The sequence below is a fragment of the Enterococcus sp. DIV1639a genome (assembly GCF_050530445.1).
GTDB lineage: Bacteria > Bacillota > Bacilli > Lactobacillales > Enterococcaceae > Enterococcus_B > Enterococcus_B hirae.
This window is the reverse complement of record NZ_CP172886.1, coordinates 2,302,169-2,325,245: the sequence shown is the minus strand read 5'-3', so window position 1 is coordinate 2,325,245 and position 23,077 is coordinate 2,302,169. Positions and strand designations below refer to the sequence as shown.

The following is a 23,077-nucleotide window of genomic DNA, read 5'->3' as shown; positions in this document are numbered from 1 at the left end:
ATTATATTTATTTGTTATTTTATAAATATTTAAAAATAACTTTTGTATAATTAGGTTTTGATGGTGAAATAATATTCGTTTTGAAAAAATGTGGAGGGAGAAGTGGAAATACGGTAAGAGACATCGTTTAGTTTGGTATGATTTGAGAGAGACTGTGGGAATCTAAACAGTTGTAACTTTGTCTTAGATTGTTTACCCTAAAAGAAAAGGAAGTAAGAAGGGGTCAATATGAATTTTTTTATTAGTGATATGCACTTTTTTCATAAAAACTTATTAGGCAAAAATGATTTTGCCCCTCGTTTATTTGCTAGTGTGGAAGAAATGAATCAGCAACTAATCAATAGCTGGAATAAAGTTGTCAAAGAAACCGATCATGTGTATCACTTAGGCGATCTGGCGATGCACCCACAATATGAAAAAGGTAGCCAAGACATACTGGAGTTGGTGCAACAACTCAACGGGACAATCCATTTGATCAAGGGAAATCATGACAGTCGTGCTTTTTTCAGATATTTAGAAAAACATGATCCAGGAAACAAGGTTGGTTCAAAAAAATTTTATTTTTATGATGTCGGAACCATCATCAAATTCAATCATCAGCAATACTATTTGACTCATTATCCAATGTTGCTGGGACCAAACGATAGTATCCGTAATCTTCACGGACATATCCATCATTATAGTGTACCGATCGGTAATGATGTGAATGTCGGTGTAGATGCGCCAGAAAGAGAACTATTGAAAGTGCAACAACTCTTTGGCACCCCATTATCAGAAGATGACATTGAAGAAATTTACGAAGCTAAACAACAAGAATTAGCACGTCTGAAACAAAAATAAGGGCATGAAATACTTCTGCTAGTCTATAAAAATAGGCCTCTTAAGTTCGTCTGATAAGGCGAACTTAAGAGCCTTTTTTAATTCCTTTGTATATTACTTTGATTGTTTGAATGTAACGAAAGGTTTTTCTTTGTCGTTAATCAGATGAATCTCTTCATAAATTTATTTCACGATCATGACATAATGTAGAGAAACTATATCTGGAAAAAAACGCTCGTTCTCTCCCAAAAATAATATTTCTGGGCTGAGCGGTATTCAATAAATCATAGATATCGTAATTTGGCTTTTGTTCAAAGGTTTGACTAAAGGGAGCATATTTATTTTTGGGAAAATCATCGTATTCAGTCAGCTGATCATTAGTTGTGGTATCTACATGGGTATCTGTGACAGGAACAGCAAACAAAAGTGTCCATAAAAAGGTGACAATAAAAAAGAATTTAAATTTCACGGGTATTCCTCCTAAGTTTCATGATAAAATAATAACATATAAAAAATAATGCAGCATCTATAAAAGCTTGTTGATTATGTTTTTTATTGACGTGAAATACGAGACATAACAGCTAGAATGAAATAAATTAAAATAAGATTGTAAGCGTTGTTATTTTGTTTTTATGATAAATACAGAGCATTTTTATTGTTTTTTTAGCTTTTATTTAGGGTTTTATAGAAGGGGTAATAAAAAAAGTGTAACCTAGTTAATGTGTATAATGATTATTTGTTATTAAATTTTAGTTTTTATTTAATTTAAAATAACGTTTTTTAAAAATAACTTTTTTGCTGAATCTAGATTTTGTAATCGATTATTTCTAGAAAAAATGGTAAAAGGGTAGTTTTTTTTATAAATGTTTTTTTTACAGATTATGATAATTCTATTTTACTTTGTTCATTAATATAAAAGGAGAAGATGAGAATGAAGGCTTATCTAGTTGGTTTGGTGCTATCCATGTCAGGGTCTATATGGTTTGGGATAGAGGTGTTTAGAACAGTCAATCAAAAATACATAAACAGATGAACTTTTAAGGAGTGAGGCAATGTTACCATTAACAAGTAAGACATGTACGAAGCTTTCGAAGATTTTCTTGGCTTGTAGTATTTTGCCGTTGGTTTTACTAGTAATGGCTTTTTACGGCAACGGCATGTTTAATCAATTATTCGTAGGTATCAAAAATGTAGCATACATATATTATCCTGGTTGTTTACTAAGTGGGCTTAGTTTGTTTTTTTCTACAAGATCCTATTCAAAAACGTTAAAAAGAAGTGCTACTTTCATTCATTTTAGCTATGTTTACTGTATTGTTCTCGTTTTTATCGGTTTTGTAGGTATCAAAAGATATGATTTTTTCATTGTACTAATTGCTTATTTACTGCTATCTATCCGATTATTGAAAAAAAACACAAACAATCAGAAAAAGATAGCAATCGTTTGCTTGGGAATACCGATGTTATTTTCAACAGGATTCTTTCTCAAAATCAATTACGAGCTACTAACTTCGGGGACTAGCTGGGAATTGATTGGTTATGTGATTCTACTGAGTTGGTCTGGGTTAATTGGACTTATTCTCTCATTAAACATCAATAACGAGAACAGAAAAGTCAAATGGATGCTCTTAGGGTTGAATTATATATTTGCTGCTTATTTCCATATCGTCATTTTGATTATTGGTCTATAACTACAATCAGATAGTCGATAAAGGCAAGTGATTGAAAGATGAAATGTTTTTTTAGATAATCAGTTGGCACCTAAAAAAGGGGAGTTATTGTATTTTTTCACTAAAAAGTAAGGATTATACGAAAGTCCCATTAATTTTATTAACTATTTCGATTGTTTTCATAAGTTTTTATTTTATTCCTGACAAGAAGGCAAATCCAGCATTTTTTTCGTTTACATATAGGGGTATTAGATTAGTGGTGGGATCAATTTGATTATTCCACCAAAATATGAAGAACTGAAAGGAATCATTATTTTTCTTAATTTGATCTGTATTATTTTGGTTTTAAATGTTGGTTCCGTTCTTTCTTATCATGGTATCAGGATTGATCGGTCTATTTTTTGCTACATTTTTAAAAAATTAGTTAGGAAAATAAAAAAGGAGTGGTGCAAATGTTATCGCTAAATAATAAGGCGTGTACGAAAGTTTCAAGAAATTTCTTAATCGGTAGTTTTTTCTTAATGATGTTGATGATTGTTGGTTTGTTTGGTAAAGTTTATGGATTTATTCCGTTAAGTGATCTTTCAGAAGGAAGTCTGATGATTTTCTATTATCTTAGCTGTTTACTCAGTGGTCTCAGTTTGATTTTTTCTACAGGTGCGCATTCAAAAATTTTAAAACGGACAGCGGCGATTGTCCATTTTAGTAGTGTTTATTGGTTTTCTCTCTTTATTTTCGGTTTTCTTTTTGTTGAAGTATTCCATGTACTTTTTTTTATCGTTCTTTATTTGTTCCTAGCTATCGTTTTACTGACAGCAAGCAAGCAGAAATGGCTAGCGATCACTTTCTTCGGGATACCGATGATTATTTCAATTGGCTTTTTTATCAAGCTCAATTACGAACTAATCCTTTATGGGGGGGAATGGTCATGGGACGCCATTGTATACATAGTCATTCTTCATTTATCAGGTTTAAGTGGTCTGATTCTTTCAACGCAACTCGATAAGGGAAAAGCCAAGTGGATACTTTTGGGTATTAATTATTTATTTGCAATTTATTACCATATCTACATCTTTCTTCAGTGAGACGTCTTACATACATATCGAGTACTGGAAAGGGAAGTGGCTTGCTAGAATATAAAAAGGTTTTTTGTTAGAAAGGAGTAGTGTAAATGTTGCCGTTATCAAGTAAGGTATGTACCAAGTTTACAGTGATTTTCTTAATCTGTAGTATTTCCTCCATTTTTTTACTAGTAGTGAGTAGGATAGCAGGGGAGCATGGATTTGCTCCATTTAGTCATTATCAAGAAATAAGTGGCTTTTTTTTCTATTATCTTTGCTGTTTATTTAGTGGCATCAGTTTGATTTTTTCGACCGGTGTACGTTCAAAAGAGTTAAAATGGTTGATTAGAATTAGTCATTTTAGTTGTGTTTATTTCATTGGTCTATTTTGGATTGGTTTAATGATCATTCAAGGTTTCATTTTTATCCTTGCGATAATGGCCTATTTATTCGTGTCCATCCGGTTATTGAAAACAAAAAGTCAGAAACGAGTAGCAATCGTTTGCTTGGGGATACCGATGTTGTTTTCAATAGGGCTCTTTCTCAAAATCAATTACGATCTACTAACTTCTGGAGCTAGCTGGGAATGGACTGGTTATGTGATTCTACTGAGTTTGTCTGGATTAATTGGACTCATTCTCTCAGTAAACATCAATAACGAGAACAGAAAAGTCAAATGGATACTCTTAGGGTTGAATTATATTTTTGCAATGTATTTCCATATCGTCTTTTTGATTATTGGTTTATAACTATAATCAGATAGTCGATAAAGGCAAGTGATTGAAAGAGGGAACCGTTCTTATTGAAAAAATACCAAAGGGAAACAACGAGATGGAAAGATAAAATGTTTGTTTTTAGATAATCAGTGGGCACCTAAGAAAGGGGAGTTATTTTATTCCTGACATGAAGGCAAACCCAGCATTTTTTTCGTTTACATATATGGGCATTAGATTAGTGGTGGGATCAATTTGATTATTCCACCAAAATATGAAGAACTGAAAGGAATCATTATATTCCTTAATTTGTTCTGTATTATCTTGGTTTTAGAATGTTGGTTCCGTTCTTTCTTATTATGGTGTCAGGATTGGTTGGTTTATTTTTTGCTACATTTTTAAAAAATTAGTTAGGAAAATAAAAAAGGAGTGGTACAAATGCTATCGCTAGACAGTAAAACGTGTATAAAGGTTTCAAGAAATTTCTTAATCGGTAGTTTTTTCTTAATGATGTTGATGATTGTTGGTTTGCTTGGTAAAGTTTATGGATTTATTCCGTTAAGTGATCTTCCAGAAGGAAGTCTGATGATTTTCTATTATCTTAGCTGTTTGCTCAGTGGGCTCAGTTTGATTTTTTCTACAGGTACGCATTCAAAAATTTTAAAACGGACAGCGGCGATTATTCATTTTAGTAGTGTTTATTGGTTTTCTCTCTTTATTTTTGCTTTTCTTTTCCATGTACTTTTTTTAATCGTTCTTTATTTGTTCCTAGCTATCGTTTTACTGACAGCAAGCAAGCAGAAATGGCTAGCGATCACTTTCTTCGGGATACCGATGATTATTTCAACTGGCTTTTTTATCAAGCTCAATTACGAACTAATCCTTTATGGGGGACGATGGTCATGGGACACCATTGGATACATAGTCATTCTTCATTTATCAGGTTTAAGTGGTCTGATTCTTTCAGCGCAGCTCGATAAGGGAAAAGCCAAGTGGATACTTTTGGGTATTAATTATTTATTTGCAACTTATTACCATATCTACATCTTTCTTCATTGAGACGTCTTACATACATATCGATTACTGGAAAGGAAAGTAGCTTGTTAGAATATAAAAAGGTTTTTTTTAGAAAGGAGTAGTGTGGATGTTGTCGCTAACAAGTAAGACCTGTACGAAGTATTCCATGATTTTCTTCGTCTGTAGCATTTTTCTAGGTACATTATTGGTAATGAGGGGCTCTGTTGGGATAATTGTGAAATCTTTTCACAACCTTTCAGAAGTAAGTTTAGTGTTAATCTATTGTCTTTGCTTTTTACTCAGTGGACTTAGTTTGTTGTTTTCTACCGGAGTGTATGCCCCCCCTTTAAAAAAATGGACAGCTATCGTTCATTTTGGCTGTCTTTATTGGGTTTTATATATTTTTACCGGTTTTATTGGCATTCAAAGAAATGATTTAATTGCCTATTTGCTACTAACAATTTGGCTACTGAAAAAAAAGGATCAGAAACGCGAGGCGATCATTTGTTTGGGATTGCCAATGGCTTTGTCAGTCGGACTTTTTATAGAGATCAATCTAGTGTTCATCTATTATCTTTGTTGTTTACTCAGTGGACTAAGTTTGCTTTTTTCTACTGGTGTGCATTCAAAACTTTTAAAAAGATGGGCAGCTTTCATTCATTTTGCTTGTGTTTTTGGAGTCGTATTTATTTTTATCGGCTTTGTTAGTATTGCAAGATTTGATTGGTTTATTGCGCTAATTGCTTATTTGCTACTATCTATCTGGTTACTGAAAACAAAAGATCAGAAACGAGTAGCGATCATTTGTTTAGGATTACCAATGATCTTGTCAGCTGGCTTTTTTATCAGGGTCCACTACAGTTACCTTACCTCTGGGGATTATTTGCGTACGCTTGGATTTTTGATTTTACTAAGTTTGTCTGGGTTGGTTGGTCTTATTCTTGCGGCGAACCTCAAGAACGAGAATAGAAAAGTCAAGTGGGTTCTCTTAGGGATCAATTATTTTTTTGCAACCTATTTCCATATCGTCGTTTGGATTTTTGGTCTATAACTATCAGGTATTTGACAAAGGCAAGTGTTTAGGAGAGATGAGTATTCTTATTAAAAATACTAAAAAATGTGTTTGAAGAATGAAAAGGAGAGAAGAAAATGATCCCATTAAAAAGTAAAACCTGTACCATCATTTCATTTGTTTTATTAGCGTTATCTTTTAGTGTTGCTTATGTTGGCTATATCCAAACAGATGAGCTTAATTTTCTATTGTTAGTGAGGATTACGTGTTGGTTATTAGGTGGCGCTAGCCTTTTCTTTGCTACCAAGATCAAATCTAATTATCTAAAAATAGTAGTGATCCTTTTAAATTTTATCAGTCTCTATAATTGGTTGTATAGCTGGCTTGATAATTGGTTTGATATTTGGCGAAGATTTAATTGAATCGGTTTGGCATTTTTAAAAATTATTGAAGGAGAAAAGATGAAAAAAATAGTTGACCATAAAGGGCTATGTCTTGCTATGATTCTATCGATTAGTTGTTTCCTAACGCTGTACTATATTTATGATTTTTACTTAGATATCGAAGGGTTATTTTTAGAATTATTGATGATTATTCTTGGTATTACAGGAATTTACTTATCAATGAAGATCCGACAGACACGTTGGCGATGGTTCTTATTAGGGATCAATTATTTTTTTTGCTACCCATTTGCAAATACTTGTCGTTTTCAATACCTTTGTGAAATTTTTTTGGCAATGAGCGTAAAAATAAGAGCAAACGAACTTAAATGAGTAAGAACCAAGCAATGAACGGTGAGAGAAATGTTTCTATTGAAATTAGATCCAGTCTATAAAAAAGGAGCTGTGTGGATGATTTCAAAAAATAGTAAACCTGTACGATTGTTTCGTTGGGGTTGTTAGGTAGTTGTATCGCTTTAGGTGTTGTGCCATTCGTTATAAAGGAACAAGCAGCGTGGTTGCTCTTATCCTATTATTCTTGTTGCGTGTTGAGTGGAGTCAGCTTGATTTTTTCGAGAGGTAGCCGGTCTAAGTTCTTAAGAGGATTCGTCGTGATTGTCCATTTTCTTTGTGTCCATGGACTTGCCATTTTTATCGTTTTAGGACTTTTTATTTTTGAACCCTCTGGTTGGTTAATAATTATGGTAGGATTGTGCTATTTATTTGTATCAACGATGCTATTTTTTAGTTCACAAAAAAAATGGGGAAAAATGGTTATAGTTAGTTTACCATTACTATTTTCACTTGCCTGTTTTATTTGGGGGAATTACTTATTAGCTGGACATTTTTCTTGGGAGATAATTGGGGCGTTGATTTTACTGACTTACTTTGGCTTGATTGGACTTATTCTTTCCGCACAACTCGAGGATGGAAAAATTAAGTGGGTATTACTAGGGATCAATTACTTCTTTGCTACTTATTTTCACGTGGTCTTTCTGCTCTACATAATTTTTGATTTATAAGGATAAATTGACGAATGAGAACGGTTGAAATTGTATAAAAAGTGAGAAAAATAAATGTAAACGAAAAAAGTCTAGACGATAAAAAAGGAGATGTATGAATGTTTCTAGAAAAAGTAAAACCTGTATGATTGTTTCGTTAAGTTTATTAAGCATTTGTATTATTTTAATTGCTATGCCCGTCGTTATAAAAGAACAAGCAATATGGTTGGTCTTATTCTTGTTGCACAACTCGAGGATGGAAAAATCAAGTGTGCATTAGTAGGCATTAGTTACTTCTTTGCTACTTATTTTCACGTGGTTCTTTTGATTAACGAAATTTCTTGGCTATAAAGAATAAGTTAAGAGTGGGGGAAAAGCAAAAAATTAATTGGCTAACAGGTAGTAATTAGTTTTTCACCACCTACTTTAAGCAATTTATTTATTAATAGAAGGCTATATTTTTTAGGAATATCCCTTGGTTTTATTATGCTTATTGTACAAGATACAACGTTGATTTTCTTATGCGATCGATTGTTTCTTGTTGGAGATGCAGTAGAGGGAGCTTGCTTTTTTTGAAAGTATTGCTTCTCAAGGATTAAAAAGATTAGTGATTATACTTAATCTTATTTGTATCTATGGTTGGATTTGGCTTTATTGTCATAGCGGATGAAAGGAGGGAAAAAGTGAATAAAAAATTTTATTTAATATGTCTAGGTTTGTCTATGTTTTGGTCAATTAGTAGCTTAGTATGTGTGCATTTTTATTATGGAGTAAATAGCCCCCAAGGACTGTTTTTAATCATGAGTATGATTATACCTGGAAATAATTGGGCTCTACTGCTCCACCAAGGTTAGCCATCAAAAAATAAGAGGGATCTTACTTTTTACCAACTATCCATTTTTTACATATTTCAATTTTATGCAACTTATGGAAATTATAGGTTATTTACTTAACTTTTTACAAAACAAATAAACAAAAAACATCACTTTTATTTCAAAGGAGAAAAAAGATGCCGTCATTAAAATTAAAAAAAGCTACAATGCTAACATCGTTTTTGTTACTTAGTCCGATTGTTTTGACTAGTTTGTACTTCATTCCACGTATCAACAACTATCATTACGTCTTTTTTATATTCGTGATGATGAGTTGTTGGATCATCGGAGGGGTTAACTTGTTTTTATCCACAAAAATTGAATCCAAATTCTTAAAAAGAATCATTATTTTCCTTAACCTAATCTGTATTTTGGGCTGGCTTTTTTTTGGGGGGTGAAAAAAATGATACAAATTGAAAAGAAGAAAAATCATTTTATTTAATGTATCAGGTATATCTTTTAACAAAGATGGTGCTATTAATCCTCAATTATTTGTTTGCTACTTATATTCTTTCCTTACGCTTATTTTCTTCATGTGGATAGTCTTTAACTATGAGCAATCGACTGAACAAAAGCAAATGATAGAAAGACGATTCCAATTTTCTTTTTTTTAAAAGTGATTAAATGGCTATACTGATACTTTGATAAATAAGGGATGAAATTTTCAAAAATATATCGTATAATGTAAAGCACTGAAAAGTTGCGACCTTCAACTCGTAGATGATTTCAGAAAATCTAATTGAAATGATGGTGATACCATGAAAGACAACAGCAAGACACGCGTTGTCGTTGGGATGAGTGGCGGTGTCGACTCATCTGTAACAGCACTTTTACTAAAGGAACAAGGCTACGACGTCATTGGGATCTTTATGAAAAACTGGGATGACACGGATGAAAATGGTGTATGTACAGCTACGGAAGATTATAAGGATGTAGCGAAAGTTGCTTCACAAATCGGGATTCCTTATTATTCTGTCAATTTTGAAAAAGAATATTGGGATCGTGTATTTGAATATTTCTTAGCTGAATACCGAGCAGGACGGACACCTAATCCAGATGTGATGTGTAATAAAGAAATCAAATTTAAAGCATTTTTAGATTATGCGATGGATCTAGGTGCTGAATACGTAGCGACTGGGCATTATGCGCAAGTAGTGCGTGACGAAAATGGCGTAGCACATATGCTTCGCGGTGTAGATAACAACAAAGATCAAACTTATTTCTTAAGCCAATTGTCACAAGAACAATTAGCGAAAACAATGTTCCCACTAGGTGGTATGGAAAAAACACAAGTACGTGAAATTGCGGAACGTGCAGGTTTAGCAACTGCTAAAAAGAAAGATTCCACTGGGATTTGTTTTATAGGCGAAAAGAATTTTAAACAATTTTTAAGTAATTATTTACCAGCTAAAAAAGGAAATATGGTGACACTTGATGGTGAAGTCAAAGGTCAACATGCTGGATTGATGTATTACACGATCGGTCAAAGACAAGGCCTAGGGATTGGTGGTGGCGGTGCATCACAAGAACCTTGGTTTGTAGTCGGAAAAGATCTTGCAACGAATACGTTATATGTAGGACAAGGATTTCATCATCCTGCCTTATATGCAACAAGCCTTGATGCGAGCGAAATCCATTTTACAACGAATGAACCAATGCCAAAGGAATTTAAATGTACAGCTAAATTCCGCTACCGCCAACAAGATGTGCCGGTAACGGTTCGGTTATTAGAAGGCGATCGTGCCGAAGTGATTTTTGATGAACCTGTACGGGCGATCACACCAGGTCAAGCTGTCGTCTTTTATGATGGAATGGAGTGTCTTGGTGGTGGCTTGATTGATCATGCCTACAATAAAGAAAAAGTCTTGCAATATGTGTAAATCTTGCTTGCGAACAGCTCTTTGAACAACTTTCTTTTGTTAGAAGAACAAGAAAAGAGTTAAGACAAGTTTAGTTCTGAGAAATAAGCCGAAGAATCCGAAAATAGTTTCGCCTATTTTTGGTATTCCTCGGTTTTTTTTGCTAGAGTGTCTTCTGAAATATCAGTAAGGGGTTTTTGAAGCAAAGAGTTTTCAGATTTTTGTCTAATAATTTTTTCTGAAGAAAACAGTGTCAGGCGACTTTTTCAACAGGCGGTTCTATCTATTTGAAAGCGTTATTTTTAAAAAGAGAGTATAATAAAATCGGAAACCGATCGTTTATCTCATTTACATGGCATCTAGGAGCGACGAGTGTTTCTTGGTTTGTTTGAGTATCGATGAATAGAAAGTAGTGAATCAAAAATATTGAAGAAAGCAAAAGGAGCGAAAAAGATGGAAATCACACATTTTGGACTGGAAGAATGGTTGAATAAGTGGGAAAAAGAAGCAGTATATGACCTTGCACAAAGTTCCATCGAAGCACTGACGTTAGAAGAACTGATTGGGTTAGACGGAACGACAGTTACTGATTTTTTTCAATCTTTGAGTAAAACGTCGTTGGATTATGGGTGGAGCGAGGGGACGGCAACTTTCAAAAAAGAAGTCGCTTCTTTGTATCAATCGCTTTCTTCAGAAAACATTATTCAAACCAATGGGGCGACTGGGGCGAACCTTTTGGCGCTGTATGGATTGATTGAACCAGGAGATCATGTGGTCTCCATGTTGCCAACCTATCAGCAATTGTATGACTTACCCAAATCTTTAGGTGCAACTGTTGATTTCGTACCACTCACAGAAGAAGAGGAATGGCGTTTTGATAGTGTGGAATTAGTTGATGTGATCCAACCAAATACTAAAATGATTTGTTTAAACAGTGCCAATAATCCAACAGGTACATTGTTGGATCGCCAAACATTGGAAGAAATTATCGAAATTGCCGAAAAAGTCGATGCGTATATTTTGATGGATGAGGTGTATGCCCCATTAGCAGGGGGAGATTTTGTCTCAATCGTGGATCTGTATGACAAGGGGATCACGACTAATTCATTGTCAAAGACTTATTCTGTTCCTGGTATACGCATCGGCTGGGTAGCAGCGAATCAAGAAATCATTGAGCGTTTAAGAAAATACCATACCTATTTAGTACTTAGCGGTGGTGTTTTGTCAGATGCATTAGCGGTTCACGCACTGAGGAATAAAGAAAAGATCCTTGCACGAAATAAAAAAATCGTTTCGGAGAATTTAGCCATCGTTGAAAAATGGCTGGCTGATGAACCAAATGTCCAATTAGTGTTGCCGAATCACGTGTCAACGTCATTCATTCGCTTGAACATAACAGAAGATGATGAGCAATTTTGTATTGATCTTCTGAGAGAAACTGGTGTCTTACTGGTCCCTGGTAGTGCCTATGGGGTGCCTCAGCATGCGCGCTTAGGGTATTGTTGCAGGAAAGAAACATTAGAAAAAGGGTTAGCCTTACTTTCAGAATATCTAAAAGAACGTGGAAATAACAAAGCTTGAGAAATTGAAGAGATCTCCAAACGTTAGATTTTTTGGTCTATCTTTTGGGGGTCTCTTTAATTTAAGGTGTGTTTTTATCAATTTTGTTAGGAATAAAATAATTATTTTGGATGTTGCCAAACACGCTCTTTTTTATTTTTTGTTCTTCAAATTTTTTATAATATAAGTGATAGAGAGGACTACTAAAATAATAACTAAAAATGTAAAAATAAGTCTAAAAAATAACACGAGTTTTATAATTAAATTCCCCATTTTAATTATTCTCCTTTTTATAAAAAAGCTTTATTTTACTACAAGAGAGCGTTTTCTTTGTATATTTTTTAATAAGTGTTATTATAACCTTGTGGAAAATAATATCATATACTATAGGAGGAATGCAAATGTTTTTTAGGAAGATGGTTGGATTAGGAATATTAAGTGTTACAGCTTTAACATGTTTTAATGGTGTTACTAATGTTCATGCTTCAGATATAATTTCATCACAAGCCAATGAACCATTAGAATTAAGTCTTGATAATGTTTATAATTTGGAACAAAAAACTTCAAGAATAAGCAAATATGTGTTTGAAACAAAAAATTATACTAATAACAGAACGACAAGCACATTTGAAAAGATTCAGGTAGATTTTACGGATGCAGTATTTTATGATGAAGAGGGAAATATAGTCAATAAAAATAGTGTAATAGAAAATATCGCAAAGGATATTGAAGACTCTCAAAATACAAATCAAAAACGTAGTACTTGGAGAGAAGGTGGAAGTTGGACTAGCGGATCTGGGTATTCTATTTGTAAAGGGACAGCTATTCATGGATTTTCATTTGGGTTTGAATTAGTTTTTAAAGCTGATTATACAAGTGTGCAAGGTGGATATGATCAAATTGATAGAATCTATGGTGTAAACTTTGCTGGTTTTGGCTCTTGGTCTCCGATTTCTAGTGGGATATTTAGAAAAAAAGAACAAGCAGGTTATTCAGCATATGGTGGAGTAAAAGGTGCCTTGTCTAGCAATGGGCTCACTAAGTCAATGTACCTTTATCTTCGAGTAGGTAATGATACTGCTTGGATTGACAGTAATATGTAAAATGATCATTCATTTATAACTTAGAAAATATAAAATTTATGAGTGTGGAACAATAATCCTTTCTCAAAAAGAAGATAAGTCTAATTTTGATTTATAACATCAAAATTAGACTTATCTTTCCTATTATTGACACCTTGTCCTTTATTTTCCAAATTTTATCAATCTAAATCGATATCAATCGTTGCTCCTTGTTTCCAAATGTAAATAAAAGCAATGGAACGCCAATTGAGCTTTTGGGGGTCTCTTCAATCTGGAATATGACGATAGTTCTTGTTTATCCAGATTGACTATTAGTAAGCGATCAATGTCCATGAGGTTGTGTGTGTTTGTCTGAAGAAAGGACAGGTGTATCGGATGTTTCTGATGAGTCAACAAGCTCATTGTCATGGATTTCTTGTGTGTTACGACGTACTAGTAAGAAGTTCACTAAAACAAGTAAAGAAGTGGAAAGAAAGACTCCTCGGTAACCAAACACGCTTGAAACGCTCGAACCAATCATTGGACCAACGACATTCCCAGTTGCTTGGAAGGATTGATTGTAGCTAAAAATCCGACCGGCGGCGTGATGTGGGGAATATTTGGTGATCAAAGCTTGGACAGCTGGAAGCAAACAAGCATCTGAAATACCGATCAAAAAACGCAACGCAGCCAGTTCCCAGACATTCGTGACAAAGGCCATTGGGATATAAACTAAAATTGCAAACCCTAAGCCAATAGCTAAAATACGTTCACTCCCGATTTTATCGCCTAAGCGACCAAAACGAGGAGCGGCGATCAATGTGGCAATTCCTGGGATCGAAGCAATGATCCCACTAATCAGTGTGACACTGCCATGTCCATTTAGTAATTGACGAATATATAAACTAATGATTGGGCTAATAGAATTATTCGAAGCTTGAATAATCATTGTTGTGACGAACATACCAATCACGACATGGGGATACTTCAATTCTTTGAATATTTGTTTGGCAGAAGCCATATTTTCTTTTTTAATAGGTACAAATGTTTCATGAACAAAGAAGAGACTCAATAAAAAGACGAGAAATAAAATGATTCCTGTGATGAAGAAAGTTGGACGATAACCAAATGCTGAGGCTGAAATCCCCCCAAGTAAAGGACCAAGCAATGTTCCTGTGACGGAACCAGTAGCCAATGTTCCTAGGACTTGACCACTTTTTTCTTTCGGCGTACCAGTAGCGACAAGGGCAGTGGCATTACTGATGTAACCAGAAAAGATCCCTTGTAACAACCGAAGTGCAACAAGTTGATATACACTGGTCACACAACCCATCAAGGCAATAACGACAGCCATCCCTAAGGAAGCACGCAAGAGCATCAATTTTCTGCCTTTCTGATCGGCTAATTTGCCCCACCAAGGAGAAATCAATGTGGTGACGAAGAACGTAGAAGAAAAGGTCAACCCACTCCAAAAATTCAATTGCGACGTACTATAGTTACCTAACGTATCTATGTATAGTGACATAAACGGCATGACTAAGCTAAACCCAATTCCTGCCATAAAAGTCCCAAACCATAAGACAAATAAGTTTTGTTCCCAAGTTTCTCTTTTCCTAAATAATTTTTCTTTGATGCGTGTGGTCACTGTTATGTCCTTCTTTCTGAAAATTTTCATTTACATTCGTTTATTATAAACTACAATGTGTAGTTTATCAATGGAAGCCTCTTTTTTAAGTTCGCTTTTCATGGTAAACTAAAGTTGTTAAGTAGTTAACATACGAGAGGAACAACGAAATGAAAAAAAGAAATCTATCTCAAGAAAAAATCATCGCTTGCTTTCGTGGACTAGCGGAAGAGATGGATGTTCAACAAGTCACTTTTCAACACCTGGCTAAGGCGCTAGACGTCAAGTCTCCTTCCCTCTATAATCATTTTAAAAATATGCGTGATGTAAAGACCGCATTAACTGCAAAATTATTACAAGAGTTAAACGATGCGTTGCGTCGTTCTTTGGTTGGAAAAAGCGGAGCAGAGGCGCTGCGTGTCTATGCACAAGTCTATCAGTCTTTTGCTTTTGCGAACCAGGCCGTTTACGAGTTACTGATCAGTGTCCCTCACACCAATGAGGAGATTTTGTTAGAAGGAATCTATGAAACGAACCAGATCATTCTACAATTATTTGATGCCTTTGACTTGACCCGAAAAGAAAAAACGCATCGCAGCAGAGAATTGCGAAGTATCATCCATGGCTATTTGTCTTTACGATTTTTAGGCTATTTCACAAAGGAAGCAACTGTGTCTCCTGAAGAGAGTTATTCTTGGATGATCAATGACTTTATTGCCACTTTACCAAGTAAATAAGTAGTACGTTTCTTTAAAATAGACAAATTCATAAAATGTCCCTTTTATAAGAGAAATTTCTTGCAACTTTCTTGAAAAGTGTCTAAGATGAGTCTAGTAAAATCGTAGAGAAGGAGCACGAGTATGTATCAAGTAGTGACAATGTTCGGAGATAATGAGCCTTGGTGGTTCTTTGAGAATTGGGAAGAGGATATCGAAGTAGAAGAAACATTTGATTCTTTTGAAGAAGCACAGGTTAATTATGAACAAAAATGGCTTGCAATCAAAAATAAATACGAATATATCCATGCAAAAAGCAACTTTCTAAGTGCCTTCTGGAATGACGGAGACGAGCGCTGGTGTGAAGAATGTGATGATGATCTTCAACAATATAAAGGGTTAGCCTTATTGAAAAATCATCAGCCAATCACTTTAGAAAGCAGAAAGGAATTTTATGAAACAACTAATTCTAGCGGAAAAACCAAGCGTTGCGAAAGACCTAAGCAAGGTGCTTGGTGCTAATCAAAAACACAAAAATTATTACGAAGGACCCAAGGTGATTGTTACTTGGGCCCTTGGTCATTTGTTAGGGCTGAAAATGCCTGAAGACCTCAATAAAGAATGGCAAAGTTGGCAAATGGAAACGTTGCCGATGATTCCTAAAAATTTAGGAATCAAACCACTGCCTAAAACAGGTCACCAATTAAAAACAATCAAGCAATTGGCGCAACGTAAAGATGTGTCAGAGGCTGTGATCGCTACGGATGCCGGAAGAGAAGGGGAATTGGTTGCTCGGTGGATCTTGGAATATGTCCGCTTCAATAAACCAGTGAAACGTCTTTGGATTTCTTCCCAAACAGATAAAGCAATCAAGACAGGATTCAAACAATTGAAGCCCGCAAAAGACTATGATGCACTTTATTATTCGGCGCTAGCTAGGGCAAAAGCTGACTGGTTAGTAGGATTGAACGTAACACGGGCGCTGACTGTGAAGTATCAAGATAATCTATCTGCTGGTCGAGTTCAAACTCCAACACTCGCATTGGTTAGAACACAAGAACGGAAAATTGAAACATTTAGACCACAAACCTATTTTTCAATTTTATTAGATGTGCAAAAACAACAAGCAAAGATGGTTCAAAAAAATCAGTTCGCATTGAAATCTCATGAAGAAGCTCAATCATTAGTGAAAGAGTTAGCTAAAAATAAAGGGACTGTGACAGCCATCCAAGAAAAAGTAAAAGTGGAGCCGGCACCATTACCTTATGATCTAACGGAGATCCAGCGAGAAGCAAACCAACGTTATGGCTACTCTGCTAAAAAAACTTTGGGACTGGTCCAAAGTTTATATGAAACGCATAAAATCGTGACGTACCCTCGTACAGATAGCAAATATCTGACGAGTGATATGAAAAGTACGATGAAAGAGCGTTTACAGGCGGTCAGCGATTTTTCTCCAGAAGTGAAACAGTATTTAAAAAATGGGGCAGTTGTTCGACAAACAAAAGTCTTCCAAGACAGTAAAGTCACTGATCACCATGCGTTATTACCAACTGAAAATCGTCCACGCTATGAGAAACTTAGCAACGAAGAACAAAAAATCTATCAAATGATTGTTACTCGATTCTTAGGTTTATTCGCTGAGCCACACAAAATCAGTCAAACAAAAGTGACTGTGACATTTGGCAAAGAACAATTTGTATTCCATCAAAATCAAGTCCTTCAAGCTGGCTGGAAAGATGTCAGTCAAAAGGAGAGCAATGAAGTGGACTGGGTGGAGGGAATGCGTATCCAACCAGAATTTACGATCAAGAAAGAACTATCGGCACCGCCTAAGCCTTTGACAGAGGCGAGTTTACTAGGACTTATGGAAAAACATAGTTTAGGAACACCGGCAACTCGTGCTGAAATCATTGAAAAGTTGATCAAATCGGAATTGATGGAACGAACACCGCAAGGCTTGCAAGTCTCACCAAAAGGAAAGCAATTATTGGAATTAGTCAATCCTTCCTTAGTGACCCCTGATTTAACAGAAAGCTGGGAGAAAGACTTAGAAGCAATTGCAGCGGGGCAAAAACAAGCCAGCCAATTTTTAAGGGGCATTGAAAAAGAAACAAAACGATTGGTACAAGAAATCAAAACAAGTAAACAATCTTACCAAGATTTCTCGATCACACAGAAAAAATGTCCAGACTGCGGCTCCAATCTTAGAGAAAAAAATACTCGAGATGGCAAAATCTATGTCTGCACGAATCAAGATTGTCATTACCGTAGAAGAAAAGATCCAAAAGTCTCGAACCATCGTTGTCCACAATGTCATCGGAAAATGGAGATCATCGAAGGCAAAAATGGCGCTTATTTCCGTTGTAAATATGATGGGACGACCGAAAAAATGTTAGATAAAAAAGAGCAAAAGAAAAAAATGACGAAGCACGAAGAACGTCGTTTATTGAAAAAGTACACGCAAGCAGAAGAACCGGAAGAAAGCCCACTTGCTGCAGCTTTAAAAGCAGCAATGAAGAAATAGCGTGTCGTTTGTTGAAAATCAGCAATGGTTTTTGAGACCACTATTGTATGTTAAAAAATGGTGATTGGTTTCAAGTGATTGCTGTTTATGTAACATGGTTTAGAGTGTGAAAGAAGCTTAGTCTGAGACATAAGTCATGAGGTTCCTCTTATAAATTGTTGTTTTTACGTACAATTTTTAGGAGGAACCTCATTTTTTGTATGTTGGGCTTTTTATCACAAATAGCCGTGCTTATAAATCTTCGTAGATAGGTGGATGTTCAAGGTATTCTAAAATCTTGATGAAATCTAAAAACGATAAGATCAATGTTGTTGTGTTGACATTTGGATGAAATCCTACGGTAGAGGTTTGATCAATGGCTGAGTCAATGACTACTTGAATCGCTTTTTCTTGATCATGCATCAATGCAAAAGGTGTAACAGTACCGGGAGCTACCCCTAATAAATCAAGGAGCTGTTCTTCTGAAAGAAAAGACAAACGCTTCTCATTCAGCTGTTCTGCAAGTTGTTTCAAATTTGCCTGCTTTTCATCAGGTAAGATAACAAGATAAATTTGTTTCCCTTTTTTTGCTTTTAATACGAGATTCTTCACTTGAGGTCCTGGTAGTGTAAATGGCAGATTTTTGACAGAAGTAATCGGTGGATGATCCACCTTTTGATAGGGAATGCCTAGTAAATCAAGTAATTGATAGGCTTCTTTTTCAGTAGCCAAAACCATCGATTGATCGCTTCCTTTCTTTTTCTTTCATTCATTATAAAAAAATAATTGACAAAAGAAAAATAATCGTGTAAATTACACGTAAGTTAAAATCAACGACATCGAAAAGAAGAGTAGCGATTAAATGTTTGAAGAGAGTCTCTGGCAGGTGGAAAGAGATAGCAGTTAATGGTGAAACACATCTTGGAGTCGATTTTCTGAAATACAGTAGGAAAATCCGGGAAGCCCGTTACAGCTGCGGTCATTGCTTGATGACCAGATAAGGTTAGTTTCCGTGAGGGACTAGCAAAAAAAGGTGGAACCACGTAATTTACGTCCTTTGGTCATTTGACCGAAGGACGTTTTTTTTTATTTTCGTGTGAAGTAAATGTCCAACAACAATTACTTTTGTTTTACCTCATTTTCTGGAATGACTGCGTGAGGTTTCTTTTGTGAAAAAGAAACAAACAGAGGTGGGAACACGTGTGATGCGTCCTCTTGACGAGAGTCAAGGGGATTTTTTTATTTAAAAGGAGGAAGAAAGAAATGAATTATTTGCTGGAAGTCATGCCACAACTATTAGTAGGGGCTCTTACAACGTTGAAATTATTTATTTTTACCTTGATTGGTTCATTGCCATTAGGGATCATTTTAGCATTAGGGTTGTCTTTACATTTTAAACCAATTCGTTATATCTTGCAGACCTATGTCTGGGTCATGCGTGGTACACCGTTATTACTACAATTGATTTTTGTTTTTTATGGATTGCCAACGATCGGGATCGTCTTTGACCGTTTTGAGGCAGCATTATTGGCTTTTGTTTTAAATTATGCCGCTTATTTTGCTGAGATTTTTCGTGGGGGGATTCAATCGATTCCCCAAGGACAATATGAAGCTGCGCAAGTGTTACAGTTGAGTCCTTTTCAAACCGTCACAAAAATCATTATCCCACAAGTGACAAAAATCGTTTTACCATCGGTTGGGAACGAAGTGATTAACTTAGTGAAAGACTCTTCATTGATCTATATCTTAGGACTAGGAGACGTTATGCGAGCAGGGAAGATTGCGATGGAACGTGATGCAACATTGCTACCATTACTAGGTGTGGCTTTCATCTACCTGGCACTAACCGGTATCTTAACGATCATCATGAAACAAGTAGAAGGAAAATTAAACTATTATCGCTAGGAGGAATGGACATGATTGAATTAAAGAAAGTAAGTAAAGCATTTGGAGAAAAGAAAGTAATCAACGCGTTAGATCTAGTCATTCCAGATGGTCAAACCATGGCGATCGTCGGTCCTTCTGGTGGAGGGAAAACGACACTTTTGAGAATCTTAGCAGGATTGGAAAAAGCAGACAGTGGGGAATTTTATCTGGATGGTGTAGCCTTTGACCCATTTGAATTGAAAACGAAAGAGCAAGTCGTAGGTGTTGTTTTCCAAGATTTTCAACTGTTTCCACACTTAAGTATTTTTGACAATATCACTTTAGCGCCTAAAATGGTGTTAAAGCAATCGAAAGAAACGTATACGAAAAAAGCACAGGAATTAGCCGATTCACTTGGGATCAGTGATTTACTCAACAACTATCCTTATCAATTATCTGGCGGTCAAAAACAACGGGTAGCGATCGCACGTGCCTTGGCAATGAATCCTCGAGTTCTTGCTTATGATGAACCGACAAGTGCCTTAGACCCTGAGCTGCGACAACAAGTAGAAAACTTGATCGTCTCATTGAAGGCAGAAGGTGTGACACAAATCATCGTAACCCATGATTTAGTGTTTGCGGAAAATGTGGGAGATCAACTCGTGAAGGTCATCCCAAACAAGTAAGAAGGAGGGACACTTGATGAAAAAAATCAGTTTGCTACTTGCGATAGTTGCAGGGATCGTCTTTCTTTCTGGTTGTAGGAATGAAAAGACAGATAAAGACAATTGGTCAACGATTCAATCAGAAAAAAAGATCATCATCGGGTTAGATGACACCTTTGTACCGATGGGGTTTCGTGATAAAGAAGGAAAACTAACAGGTTTTGATATTGACCTTGCTAGAGCAGTTTTTAGAGAATATGACATCAAAGTCGTTTTCCAACCCATTGACTGGTCCATGAAAGAGTTTGAATTGAATAATGGGACGATTGATCTCATTTGGAATGGGTATACTAAAACAGCTGAAAGAGCCAAAAAAGTCCAATTTTCAAAACCTTATATGCAAAACGAACAAGTCCTGATCACTACGAAAAAATCAGGGATCACCAGCTTTGCTCAAATGAAGGACAAAATCTTAGGAGCTCAAAATGGTTCTTCTGGTTATGATGCCTTTATCAAACAACCAAAAATATTAAAAGATATTGTAAAAAATCAGGATGCTGTTTTATATGATAGCTTTAATGAAGCATTGATCGATTTGAAGAGTGGACGGATCGATGGGTTATTGATGGATAAAGTATATGCTGGTTATTACTTGAAGCAAAAAAATGAGTTGGATCAGTTCAATATGATCAAAGGGGATTATCAAAGCGAAGATTTTGTCGTGGGTGCCCGAAAGAAAGACAAGGAATTAGTGAAGAAAATCAATGAAGGGATTGCGGAATTAGAAAAAACAGGAGAATTCCAACAAATCTCAGACAAATGGTTTGGTGAAGATGTGACACCCGTTCAGAAGTAAACAGGCAATCTAACATCATTGAGTATCTTAAAAAGAAGCGTGGTAATTTGAGTGTCTCTCAGTTCACACGATAAAACCTATGAAATTAACCTGCGCCAAATGAATAAGCAAGAATTTTTGAAACACATATTTTAAAAAATTCTTGCTTATTTTTTGTCTGAAAAATTCCAATGATCATAAAATTGTTCAATGATTGATTTCTCCTTTTGTATTGAAAGGGGTTTCGTGTTATCCTTTTTTAGTAAGGATTGAAGCAAGAAAGGAAGAGATTGATGGAACACCAAAAATTAACTGAATTTCCCCAAGACTTTCTTTGGGGATCAGCCTCAGCGGCTTATCAAGTTGAAGGAGCCTGGCAAGAAGACGGCAAAGGAGAATCGGTCTGGGATCGTTTTGTCCGTATTCCAGGGAAAACTTTTAAAGGAACAAACGGCGATCTAGCGGTTGATCACTATCATCGCTTTAAAGAAGATATTGCTTTAATGAAAGAACAAGGATTGAAAGCGTATCGTTTTTCAGTTGCTTGGACTCGCATTTTTCCTAATGGTCGTGGGGAAATCAATCAAGCAGGGTTAGCTTTTTATGAAGAGCTGATCGACGAGTTGATTGAAAACGGGATTGAACCAATGTTGACATTGTATCATTGGGATCTTCCACAAGCCTTGCAAGATGAGTATGCAGGTTGGGAATCACGCCAAATCATTGAAGATTTCACTAATTATGCTGAAACATTATTTAATGCTTTTCGAGGAAAAGTCCATTATTGGATCAGCTTGAATGAACAAAATATTTTTACTTCACTAGGCTATTTATTAGCTGCTCATCCACCAGGTGTTACTGATCCAAAACGGATGTATCAAGTGAACCATATTGCTAACTTAGCAAATGCAGCAGTGATCAATAAGTTTCATGAATTAGGAATGCCAGGTAAAATCGGTCCAAGTTTTGCTTACACACCTAATTATCCGATCAACAGCGATCCTAAAAATATTTTAGCTGCAGAAAATGCGGAAGATTTGATGGCTCATTACTGGATGGATGTCTACATGTGGGGCAAGTACCCGATCGCCGCTATGAAATTTTTAGAAGAACGTGGCTGGGCACCTGAAATGGTTGAAGGAGACGCAGAACTGCTTGAATCTGCTAAACCAGACTTCTTGGGGATCAACTATTATCAAACAGCGACCAATGCCTTTAATCCGTTGGATGGTGTAGGAGCTGGCAAAATGAATACCACTGGGAAAAAAGGATCTTCTGAAGAAACAGGCGTCCCAGGGATGTACAAAAAAGTCGACAATCCTTTCGTTGAACGTACGAATTGGGATTGGGAGATCGACCCAGAAGGATTGAGGATCGCTTTAAGAAGGATTACGAGTCGCTACCGGATGCCTGTATTGATTACTGAAAATGGTTTAGGGGAATACGATGAATTGACAGAGGATAAAAAGATCCACGATGAGTATCGTATTGCTTACCTTTCAAGTCATGTCAAAGCGATTAAAGAAGCGATCTCAGATGGTGCTGAAGTCCTTGGCTATTGTACGTGGTCTTACACTGATCTGTTAAGTTGGTTGAATGGCTACCAAAAACGTTATGGATTTGTTTATGTCGATCAAGATGAAACTCAAGCAGGATCATTGGATCGCTACAAGAAAGATAGTTATTATTGGTACCAACAAGTGATCAAAGAAAATGGCTCAACGATCTGACCTTTTTGATAGTAAACGTTCAGGGAAATAAAGCGTAATCGCTTTTTTCT

22 protein-coding genes and 1 other annotated feature are annotated in these 23,077 nt (G+C 35.7%); of the genes, 19 read left to right on the top strand and 3 right to left on the bottom strand.

Features of this window, described 5'->3' with window-relative positions:
- Positions 1-228: 228 nt before the first annotated feature.
- Positions 229-840: a metallophosphoesterase gene (locus tag IGJ32_RS10655; protein ID WP_207427201.1), complete on the top strand. Its 612-nt coding sequence runs from the start codon at positions 229-231 to the stop codon at positions 838-840.
- Positions 841-994: 154 nt separating this feature from the next.
- Here IGJ32_RS10655 and IGJ32_RS10650 read toward each other — a convergent pair whose 3' ends face one another.
- Complete coding sequence (locus IGJ32_RS10650; RefSeq protein WP_207427199.1) at positions 995-1,288, bottom strand: hypothetical protein; 294 nt, start codon at positions 1,286-1,288, stop codon at positions 995-997.
- A gap of 583 nt (positions 1,289-1,871) precedes the next feature.
- Here IGJ32_RS10650 and IGJ32_RS10645 point away from each other — a divergent pair.
- From IGJ32_RS10645 to IGJ32_RS10595, 11 genes are all read left to right on the top strand, one after another.
- On the top strand, positions 1,872-2,510 hold the full coding sequence (locus IGJ32_RS10645) for a hypothetical protein (protein WP_178287237.1): 639 nt from the start codon (positions 1,872-1,874) through the stop codon (positions 2,508-2,510).
- A gap of 431 nt (positions 2,511-2,941) precedes the next feature.
- Positions 2,942-3,574: a hypothetical protein gene (locus IGJ32_RS10640; RefSeq protein ID WP_207427195.1), complete on the top strand. Its 633-nt coding sequence runs from the start codon at positions 2,942-2,944 to the stop codon at positions 3,572-3,574.
- An 86-nt stretch (positions 3,575-3,660) separates the two neighbouring features.
- Positions 3,661-4,299 carry a hypothetical protein gene (locus IGJ32_RS10635; protein ID WP_207427193.1) on the top strand — a complete coding sequence of 213 codons (639 nt, stop codon included), beginning with the start codon at positions 3,661-3,663 and terminating at the stop codon, positions 4,297-4,299.
- 402 nt (positions 4,300-4,701) lie between these two features.
- The gene (locus IGJ32_RS10630; RefSeq protein WP_081128478.1) at positions 4,702-5,322 is read left to right on the top strand and encodes a hypothetical protein; all 621 of its coding nucleotides are present in this window, start codon (positions 4,702-4,704) and stop codon (positions 5,320-5,322) included.
- A gap of 229 nt (positions 5,323-5,551) precedes the next feature.
- Positions 5,552-6,331, top strand: coding sequence for a hypothetical protein (locus IGJ32_RS10625; RefSeq protein ID WP_342082135.1), 780 nt, complete (start codon positions 5,552-5,554; stop codon positions 6,329-6,331).
- Positions 6,332-6,429: 98 nt separating this feature from the next.
- The gene (locus IGJ32_RS10620; protein WP_010720808.1) at positions 6,430-6,714 is read left to right on the top strand and encodes a hypothetical protein; all 285 of its coding nucleotides are present in this window, start codon (positions 6,430-6,432) and stop codon (positions 6,712-6,714) included.
- A gap of 39 nt (positions 6,715-6,753) precedes the next feature.
- Entirely contained in the window at positions 6,754-7,065 is a 312-nt protein-coding gene (locus IGJ32_RS10615) for a hypothetical protein (RefSeq protein ID WP_240273605.1), read from the top strand.
- Positions 7,066-7,343: 278 nt separating this feature from the next.
- The gene (locus IGJ32_RS10610) at positions 7,344-7,754 is read left to right on the top strand and encodes a hypothetical protein (RefSeq protein WP_342082133.1); all 411 of its coding nucleotides are present in this window, start codon (positions 7,344-7,346) and stop codon (positions 7,752-7,754) included.
- A 1,609-nt stretch (positions 7,755-9,363) separates the two neighbouring features.
- The gene (gene mnmA / locus IGJ32_RS10605; protein WP_010720804.1) at positions 9,364-10,485 is read left to right on the top strand and encodes a tRNA 2-thiouridine(34) synthase MnmA; all 1,122 of its coding nucleotides are present in this window, start codon (positions 9,364-9,366) and stop codon (positions 10,483-10,485) included.
- 432 nt (positions 10,486-10,917) lie between these two features.
- Complete coding sequence (locus IGJ32_RS10600; protein ID WP_342082132.1) at positions 10,918-12,045, top strand: aminotransferase; 1,128 nt, start codon at positions 10,918-10,920, stop codon at positions 12,043-12,045.
- A 380-nt stretch (positions 12,046-12,425) separates the two neighbouring features.
- The gene (locus IGJ32_RS10595) at positions 12,426-13,127 is read left to right on the top strand and encodes a hypothetical protein (protein WP_225792577.1); all 702 of its coding nucleotides are present in this window, start codon (positions 12,426-12,428) and stop codon (positions 13,125-13,127) included.
- Between the two features lie 301 nt (positions 13,128-13,428).
- Here IGJ32_RS10595 and IGJ32_RS10590 read toward each other — a convergent pair whose 3' ends face one another.
- Positions 13,429-14,730, bottom strand: a complete 1,302-nt coding sequence (locus tag IGJ32_RS10590; RefSeq protein WP_081128488.1) for a multidrug efflux MFS transporter — start codon at positions 14,728-14,730, stop codon at positions 13,429-13,431.
- A gap of 149 nt (positions 14,731-14,879) precedes the next feature.
- Between IGJ32_RS10590 and IGJ32_RS10585 the strand changes: the two genes are divergently transcribed.
- The 3 genes from IGJ32_RS10585 to IGJ32_RS10575 all read left to right on the top strand — a co-directional run bounded on the left by IGJ32_RS10585 (position 14,880) and on the right by IGJ32_RS10575 (position 17,952).
- Positions 14,880-15,446: a TetR/AcrR family transcriptional regulator gene (locus IGJ32_RS10585; RefSeq protein WP_034700638.1), complete on the top strand. Its 567-nt coding sequence runs from the start codon at positions 14,880-14,882 to the stop codon at positions 15,444-15,446.
- A 123-nt stretch (positions 15,447-15,569) separates the two neighbouring features.
- Complete coding sequence (locus tag IGJ32_RS10580) at positions 15,570-15,947, top strand: DUF1033 family protein (RefSeq protein WP_010720800.1); 378 nt, start codon at positions 15,570-15,572, stop codon at positions 15,945-15,947.
- The gene (locus IGJ32_RS10575) at positions 15,880-17,952 is read left to right on the top strand and encodes a DNA topoisomerase III (protein WP_126343260.1); all 2,073 of its coding nucleotides are present in this window, start codon (positions 15,880-15,882) and stop codon (positions 17,950-17,952) included. Before IGJ32_RS10580 ends, IGJ32_RS10575 begins: the two co-directional genes overlap by 68 nt.
- Before the next feature lie 231 nt (positions 17,953-18,183).
- On the opposite strand, the gene IGJ32_RS10570 is transcribed toward IGJ32_RS10575, so the two are convergent.
- Entirely contained in the window at positions 18,184-18,669 is a 486-nt protein-coding gene (locus tag IGJ32_RS10570) for a prolyl-tRNA synthetase associated domain-containing protein (protein ID WP_081128492.1), read from the bottom strand.
- Between the two features lie 92 nt (positions 18,670-18,761).
- Positions 18,762-18,992, top strand: a binding site (T-box leader).
- A gap of 202 nt (positions 18,993-19,194) precedes the next feature.
- On the opposite strand from IGJ32_RS10570, the gene IGJ32_RS10565 reads away from it, so the two are divergent.
- The 4 genes from IGJ32_RS10565 to IGJ32_RS10550 all read left to right on the top strand — a co-directional run bounded on the left by IGJ32_RS10565 (position 19,195) and on the right by IGJ32_RS10550 (position 23,027).
- Positions 19,195-19,836: an amino acid ABC transporter permease gene (locus IGJ32_RS10565; RefSeq protein ID WP_010720797.1), complete on the top strand. Its 642-nt coding sequence runs from the start codon at positions 19,195-19,197 to the stop codon at positions 19,834-19,836.
- Between the two features lie 11 nt (positions 19,837-19,847).
- On the top strand, positions 19,848-20,483 hold the full coding sequence (locus IGJ32_RS10560) for an amino acid ABC transporter ATP-binding protein (protein ID WP_010720796.1): 636 nt from the start codon (positions 19,848-19,850) through the stop codon (positions 20,481-20,483).
- Positions 20,484-20,499: 16 nt separating this feature from the next.
- The gene (locus tag IGJ32_RS10555) at positions 20,500-21,318 is read left to right on the top strand and encodes an amino acid ABC transporter substrate-binding protein (protein ID WP_010720795.1); all 819 of its coding nucleotides are present in this window, start codon (positions 20,500-20,502) and stop codon (positions 21,316-21,318) included.
- 272 nt (positions 21,319-21,590) lie between these two features.
- The gene (locus IGJ32_RS10550) at positions 21,591-23,027 is read left to right on the top strand and encodes a glycoside hydrolase family 1 protein (protein ID WP_010720794.1); all 1,437 of its coding nucleotides are present in this window, start codon (positions 21,591-21,593) and stop codon (positions 23,025-23,027) included.
- Positions 23,028-23,077: the final 50 nt, after the last annotated feature.

Coding starts and splice junctions, on each gene's coding strand:
- IGJ32_RS10630 (WP_081128478.1), top strand. CDS start 4,702: ATGCTATCGCTAGACAGTAAAACGTGTATAAAGGTTTCAAGAAATTTC.
- IGJ32_RS10640 (WP_207427195.1), top strand. CDS start 2,942: ATGTTATCGCTAAATAATAAGGCGTGTACGAAAGTTTCAAGAAATTTC.
- IGJ32_RS10570 (WP_081128492.1), bottom strand. CDS start 18,669: ATGGTTTTGGCTACTGAAAAAGAAGCCTATCAATTACTTGATTTACTA.
- IGJ32_RS10620 (WP_010720808.1), top strand. CDS start 6,430: ATGATCCCATTAAAAAGTAAAACCTGTACCATCATTTCATTTGTTTTA.
- IGJ32_RS10550 (WP_010720794.1), top strand. CDS start 21,591: ATGGAACACCAAAAATTAACTGAATTTCCCCAAGACTTTCTTTGGGGA.
- IGJ32_RS10615 (WP_240273605.1), top strand. CDS start 6,754: ATGAAAAAAATAGTTGACCATAAAGGGCTATGTCTTGCTATGATTCTA.
- IGJ32_RS10600 (WP_342082132.1), top strand. CDS start 10,918: ATGGAAATCACACATTTTGGACTGGAAGAATGGTTGAATAAGTGGGAA.
- IGJ32_RS10555 (WP_010720795.1), top strand. CDS start 20,500: ATGAAAAAAATCAGTTTGCTACTTGCGATAGTTGCAGGGATCGTCTTT.
- IGJ32_RS10655 (WP_207427201.1), top strand. CDS start 229: ATGAATTTTTTTATTAGTGATATGCACTTTTTTCATAAAAACTTATTA.
- IGJ32_RS10635 (WP_207427193.1), top strand. CDS start 3,661: ATGTTGCCGTTATCAAGTAAGGTATGTACCAAGTTTACAGTGATTTTC.
- mnmA (WP_010720804.1), top strand. CDS start 9,364: ATGAAAGACAACAGCAAGACACGCGTTGTCGTTGGGATGAGTGGCGGT.
- IGJ32_RS10565 (WP_010720797.1), top strand. CDS start 19,195: ATGAATTATTTGCTGGAAGTCATGCCACAACTATTAGTAGGGGCTCTT.
- IGJ32_RS10595 (WP_225792577.1), top strand. CDS start 12,426: ATGTTTTTTAGGAAGATGGTTGGATTAGGAATATTAAGTGTTACAGCT.
- IGJ32_RS10580 (WP_010720800.1), top strand. CDS start 15,570: ATGTATCAAGTAGTGACAATGTTCGGAGATAATGAGCCTTGGTGGTTC.
- IGJ32_RS10645 (WP_178287237.1), top strand. CDS start 1,872: ATGTTACCATTAACAAGTAAGACATGTACGAAGCTTTCGAAGATTTTC.
- IGJ32_RS10560 (WP_010720796.1), top strand. CDS start 19,848: ATGATTGAATTAAAGAAAGTAAGTAAAGCATTTGGAGAAAAGAAAGTA.
- IGJ32_RS10575 (WP_126343260.1), top strand. CDS start 15,880: ATGAAACAACTAATTCTAGCGGAAAAACCAAGCGTTGCGAAAGACCTA.
- IGJ32_RS10585 (WP_034700638.1), top strand. CDS start 14,880: ATGAAAAAAAGAAATCTATCTCAAGAAAAAATCATCGCTTGCTTTCGT.